We start from the raw sequence: 5,821 nt of genomic DNA, 5'->3' as shown, positions 1-5,821 counted from the left end.
CGGGTCACCACCACACCGGCCGTCGACGGTCACTTCTACTGGATCAACGACACCCAGGTGCGGTGGCTGCCCAACGAGTTCTACCCGGCAGGCACCCAGGTCACGGTCGAAGCAGCGGGTTCGCGTGCCGACTTCTCCACCGGGGACGCACTGATCACGACGGCCGACGACGTCACCAAGACCGTTACCGTCACGCGAAACGGTGAAGTGGTCCGCACCATGCCCACCTCCTTCGGCAAGCCCGGGCACGAAACCCCCAACGGCACGTACATAGTCGGCGAGCGAGTGCGCGAGATGTACATGGATTCCTCCACCTACGGAGTCCCCATCGATTCGCCCGAGGGCTACCGCACGTACGTCGAGTACGCGACGCGGATGTCGTACAGCGGCATCTTCCTTCACGCCGCACCGTGGTCGACTTCGTCGCAGGGCTACGAGAACGTCAGCCACGGCTGCCTCAACGTGAGCACCGAGGACGGCAAGTGGTTCTACGAGAACGCCAAGAAGGGCGACCCCGTCGTGGTCGTCAACACCGCAGGCGGCACCCTCAGCGGCTCCGACGGATTGGGCGACTGGAACCGCTGAGTTCTTGGTTTCGACTTCCGTAGCAGTTGGGGCGTAGTTCACCATTTGTTGGCCGCGGGTAAGGACAGTCCCCGCAGTGAGTACATCAACGGAACGAGTGCTGCCCACAGCAGGCCGGAGAAAATTCTTCGGTCGGCCGTGGAGTGACTACGCACTGTTTCTCATTCTTCTCGGGCCGAACCTGGCCCTGCTGATCGTGTTCACCTACCGACCGCTGGTGGAGAACTTCCAATTCTCGTTCTACGACTGGAACCTCTCCTCTCCCACATCCACTTTCGTCGGCCTGGCGAACTACCGCGAGTGGTTCTCACGCGACGATACCTGGGTGATCGTCTCCAACACGGTCATCTTCACCATCGCCGCCGTCGTGGGCAGTCTCGTACTGGGGCTCATCCTGGCGATGTTGCTCGACCGAAAGCTACGCGGTCGCAACTTCGTGCGTTCCGCCGTGTTCGCGCCGTTCGTCATCTCCGGTGCAGCCATCGGTATCGCCTTCCAGTTCGTCTTCGATCCCAACTTCGGGCTCGTACAAGATCTGTTGCAGCGCATCGGATTCACCTCACCGGACTTCTACCAGGACCCGGACTGGGCGCTGTTCATGGTCACGGTGACGTATCTGTGGAAAAACCTCGGCTACACGTTCGTCATCTATCTCGCGGCGCTGCAGGGCGTGCGCAAAGAACTCATGGAAGCCGCCGAGATCGACCGGGCGAGCAAGTGGACGACCTTCCGCAAAGTGCTGTTGCCGCAGTTGCGTCCGACCACGTTCTTCCTGTCGATCACCGTGCTGCTCAACTCGCTGCAGGTGTTCGACATCATCAACGTGATGACCCGAGGCGGTCCGCTGGGCAACGGCACCACCACGATGGTGTTCCAGGTGTACGAGGAGACCTTCCGCAACTTCAGGGCCGGCTACGGGGCAACGGTCGCCACGATCATGTTCATGATCCTGCTGATCATCACCCTCGTGCAGGTCCGCATCATGGATCGGGACGATCAGCGATGACACTGCTGAAAGCACGCACGGCCCGCGCGAGCGAAATGCCACGTTCGGCGCCGAAAGACCCGCAGCGCCAACGCAGTCTGTCGACGGTGTTCGGCTACATCGCCATGTTCTTGGTGCTGCTGATGATCGGCTTACCGCTCTTCTGGATTCTCGTCACCTCCTTCAAGGAACGTGGAGACATCTACGTGCAGCCCGTCACGTGGTGGCCGACAGTATTCCACCCGCAGAATTACACCCAGGCGACCACCGAGGTGCCGTTCTTCACGTATCTTCGCAACTCGCTCGTCATCACGGGTGCCCTGGCGTCGATCAAGTTCGTACTCGGTGTACTCAGCGCCTACGGGCTCGTGTTCCTGCGCTTCCCGGGCAAGAACCTCGTATTCCTCACCATCATCGCCGCGCTGATGGTGCCCAATCAGATCACCGTGATCTCGAACTACTCGCTCATCGCCGATCTAGGATGGCGTAACTCGTTCCAGGGCATCATTCTCCCCCTCGCAGGCGTCGCCTTCGGCACGTTCCTGATGCGCAACCACTTCCTGTCGCTACCCGCTGAGATCATCGAGGCGGCGCGGATGGACGGTGCTGGGCCGATACGGCTGATGTTCCGGGTCGTACTCCCGCTGTCCGGTCCGACGATGGTGGCGTTCGCGATCATCACCATCGTCAACGAGTGGAACGAATATCTTTGGCCGTTCCTGATGTCCGACGACTCGTCGGTGGCCCCACTGCCGGTCGGATTGACCCTGCTCCAGAACAACGAGGGCTACACCAACTGGGGCGCGGTGATGGCAGCGACCGTGCTGACCATCCTGCCGATCCTCCTCGTCTTCCTCGCACTGCAACGCCACATGATCAAGGGCCTCACCTCCGGTGCGGTCAAAGGCTGATCCGCTTTCACCCCGAAGTAGGAGAACAACACTCATGGCACATATCAATCGTCGCGGATTCCTCACGCTCACCGGCACCCTCGCCGCCGGTGCAGCGTTGGCCGCATGCAGCGGCCCGGGATCGGACTCGTCCGGCTCGTCCTCGGATGCTGCGTCGGGTGACGCGAGTACCATCAACTTCTGGTCCAACCACCCCGGTAAGTCGCAGCCGTTCGAACAGGAATTGATCAAGCGGTTCCAGGCCGAGAACCCGGGCCTCACCGTCAACCTCATCGACGGCGGCAAGAACTACGAAGAGGTGTCGCAGAAGTTCAACGCTGCGCTCTCCGGCAACGATGTTCCCGACGTCGTCGTGCTGTCGGACGTGTGGTGGTTCAACTACGCTCTCACCGGGGCCATAGAGCCACTCGACAAGCACTTCGACGCAGCAGGTGTCGATTCCAGCGACTACGTCGATTCGCTTCTCGCCGACTACAACTGGAACGGCAGCCACTGGGCCCTGCCGTACGCGCGCTCGACACCGCTCTTCTACTACAACAAAGAGGTGTGGGCGCAGGCCGGCCTCCCGGATCGCGGACCGACCACGTGGCAGGAATTCGACGAGTGGGGCCCGCGCATCCAGGCCGTCGTCGGCGGCGGCAAGCTCGCCCACGGCTGGGGCAACGCTGTGGACTACCTCGGTTGGACTTTCGAGGGCCCCATCTGGACGTTCGGTGGCGCATACTCCGACGAGTTCACCCTGAAGTTCGACGACCCCAAAACCATTGCTGCAGGGCAGTTCCTCAAGGACATGATCCACACCAAGAAGTACGCGGCAGTCTCGAACGACATTGCGAACGACTTCGGCGCCGGCATCATCGCCTCGACCATCGCTTCGACGGGCGACCTGTCCGGCATCAAAGAGAACGCGGCCTTCGAGTTCGGCACCGCGTTCCTCCCGACGACCGACGGTCAGCCCGGTTGCCCGACCGGTGGAGCCGGTCTCGCAATCCCCGCGAAGATCTCCGACGAGCGCAAGGTCAACGCACTGAAGTTCATCGACTTCGCCACCAACGGCGCGAACACCGCCTACTTCTCGCAGAACACCGGCTACATGCCGGTGCGCAAGTCGGCACAGCAGGACCCGAGCGAGATCGCGTTCCTCGAAGCCAACCCGAACGCGAAGACGGCCGTCGACCAGCTCGCCAATACGCGTTCGCAGGACTACGCCCGCGTCTTCGTTCCCGGTGGCGACAAGATCATCGGTACCGGTCTCGAGCAGATCGCCCTCCAGAACGCGGACGTCGCAACGACGTTCGCCGGCGTCGCCGATCAGCTGCAGCAGATCATCGACCGTCAGATCACCCCGAACCTCCCGAAGTAATGGCAGCCGTTCACTACGCGGGAGTCTCACACCGCTACCCGGGTGCCGACACGCTCGCCGTCGACAGTCTCGAACTCGATATCGCCGACGGTGAGTTCATCGTGCTCGTCGGTCCGTCGGGTTGCGGCAAGTCGACGTCGCTGCGCATGCTCGCCGGACTCGAATCGGTGGAGAGCGGACATATCGATATCGGCGGCGTCGACGTTACCTCTCTGGCGCCGCGGGAGCGCGACGTCGCTATGGTGTTTCAGAACTACGCGCTGTACCCGAACATGACCGTCGGGGACAACATGGGTTTCGCGTTGCGGAACGCAGGAATGAGCAAGTCCGATACGGCATTTCGCGTGCTGGAAGCTGCCAAGATGCTCGAGCTCGAGTCGCTGTTGGACCGCAAGCCCGGAAAGCTCTCCGGAGGCCAACGGCAGCGGGTCGCGATGGGACGCGCCATCGTGCGTCAGCCCCAGGTGTTCTGCATGGACGAACCGCTGTCCAACCTCGACGCGAAACTGCGCGTGTCGACGCGTGCACAGATCGCGGGGCTGCAGAAGCGCCTCGGGACGACGACGGTGTACGTCACGCACGACCAGGTCGAAGCGATGACCATGGGCGATCGCGTGGCCGTGTTGGAGGCAGGCAAGCTGCAGCAGATCGCGTCACCGCGCGAGCTGTACGACAACCCGGTCAACACGTTCGTCGCGGGGTTCATCGGTTCGCCAGGCATGAACCTCGTCGACGCGCCGGTTGCCGACGGCGCGGCTGTGGTCGGTGATGTCCGAATACCGGTTCCCTCGACGGTCGCGGAATCACGGGTGACCGTGGGAATCCGGCCCGAGTCGTGGGACCTCGTCGGTGACGGCGTCGAATCCGTCGCTGTGGCAGTCGAACTCGTCGAGGAGCTCGGTGCGGAATCGTTCCTCTACGGAGCTCCTTCGCTCGGCTCCGATTGGCACACTGCGTCGGGCCGACTCGCGGTGCGCGTGGACCGCAAGCTGGCAGTGGGCCTCGCCGAAACCGTCCGGGTGGTGCCGAAACGTGACGAGGTGTTCTTCTTCTCGGCAACCACCGGACAGCGCCTGTAGGGGCTCAACGTTTGTAAGGGGCTTACAGCAGGACAGGTTGCCCCAGGTCCACCGGTAAGGACGCCCAGCCGTGCAGCACTCGGGTGTCGCGGCGAATCCCCTCACCTGCCGACTGCAGGTGGGGGAATTTGTCGAAGAGGGTCTTCAATCCCACCTCCGCCTCGGCTTTCGCCAGCGAGGCGCCGAGGCAGTAGTGCCGGCCGCCGGAGAACGAGAGATGCTTGTTGGCGTTCTCCCGCGTCACGTCGAACCGGTACGGGTCTTCGAAAACCTCCGGGTCGCGGTTGGCCCCGGCGAGCACGAGGATGACGAGTTCACCCTCCTTCAGCGGGATCCCCTCGATGGTCACGTCGTGCTTTGCCATCCGAGCCGTCAGCTGGACGGGCGATTCGAGGCGCAACATCTCCTCGACCGCCGTCTGCCAGTGCGTCGGATCTTCGCGGAGGATGCGGAGCTGATCCGGGTGATCGAGCAGCAGGCGGATACCGCTACCCAGTAGGTTGACGGTCGTCTCGAAGCCCGCGGCGAGAACGAGCCCGGCGGTGGCCCGCAGCTCTTCGTCGTCGAGGCCAACCCCGTCCTCCTTGGCCCGAATGAGCTGGCTCATAAGATCGTCACCGGGGTTGCGCCGCAGTTCCGCGAGATGGTCGCCGAGCCAGGCGTCGAACTGCGCGAGGCCCTTCTCCACGCGGGTGAACTGCTCCCAGGACAGTCCGATGTCGAGGCTCGGAGCAGCCATCTCGCCGAACTCGAGCACGCGCTGCCTGTCATGGTCGGGGACCCCGAGGATGTCGCTGATGACCGAGACGGGTAGCTGAGCGCAGTACTTGTCGACGATGTCGACCGTCCGACCGGCGGCGGAAAGCTCGTCGAGCAGGCTGTCTGCTTTCTCCTGCAC

The 5,821-nt window shown here is 62.9% G+C and carries 6 protein-coding genes; 5 read left to right on the top strand and 1 reads right to left on the bottom strand.

Going from position 1 to position 5,821, the window contains the following annotated elements; genetic code table 11:
- From WBQ44_RS09760 to WBQ44_RS09740, 5 genes are all read left to right on the top strand, one after another.
- Positions 1-585: L,D-transpeptidase (locus tag WBQ44_RS09760; protein WP_495566505.1), on the top strand; the 585-nt coding region annotated here is incomplete at its 5' end.
- Between the two features lie 76 nt (positions 586-661).
- Entirely contained in the window at positions 662-1,591 is a 930-nt protein-coding gene (locus tag WBQ44_RS09755; RefSeq protein ID WP_495566504.1) for a carbohydrate ABC transporter permease, read from the top strand.
- Positions 1,588-2,481 carry a carbohydrate ABC transporter permease gene (locus tag WBQ44_RS09750; RefSeq protein ID WP_495566503.1) on the top strand — a complete coding sequence of 298 codons (894 nt, stop codon included), beginning with the start codon at positions 1,588-1,590 and terminating at the stop codon, positions 2,479-2,481. The genes WBQ44_RS09755 and WBQ44_RS09750 overlap by 4 nt, the downstream gene beginning before the upstream one ends.
- 34 nt (positions 2,482-2,515) lie before the next feature.
- Entirely contained in the window at positions 2,516-3,844 is a 1,329-nt protein-coding gene (locus WBQ44_RS09745; RefSeq protein WP_495566502.1) for an ABC transporter substrate-binding protein, read from the top strand.
- Positions 3,844-4,923 (top strand): ABC transporter ATP-binding protein, encoded by a 1,080-nt coding sequence (locus WBQ44_RS09740; RefSeq protein WP_495566501.1) that lies wholly within the window; start codon positions 3,844-3,846, stop codon positions 4,921-4,923. The genes WBQ44_RS09745 and WBQ44_RS09740 overlap by 1 nt, the downstream gene beginning before the upstream one ends.
- Before the next feature lie 22 nt (positions 4,924-4,945).
- Here the strand turns inward: WBQ44_RS09740 and WBQ44_RS09735 are convergent.
- A partial coding sequence (locus tag WBQ44_RS09735; protein WP_495566500.1) for a cytochrome P450 occupies positions 4,946-5,821 on the bottom strand: 876 nt, incomplete at its 5' end.

The sequence above is a fragment of the Rhodococcus sp. (in: high G+C Gram-positive bacteria) genome (genome assembly GCF_049591685.1).
Taxonomy (GTDB): domain Bacteria; phylum Actinomycetota; class Actinomycetes; order Mycobacteriales; family Mycobacteriaceae; genus Rhodococcoides.
This window is presented reverse-complemented; position numbering and strand designations above follow the sequence as displayed.

Bases quoted from the DNA above. Each gene is read 5' to 3' on its own strand.
- WBQ44_RS09740 (WP_495566501.1), top strand. From the start codon at position 3,844: ATGGCAGCCGTTCACTACGCGGGAGTCTCACACCGCTACCCGGGTGCC.
- WBQ44_RS09745 (WP_495566502.1), top strand. From the start codon at position 2,516: ATGGCACATATCAATCGTCGCGGATTCCTCACGCTCACCGGCACCCTC.
- WBQ44_RS09750 (WP_495566503.1), top strand. From the start codon at position 1,588: ATGACACTGCTGAAAGCACGCACGGCCCGCGCGAGCGAAATGCCACGT.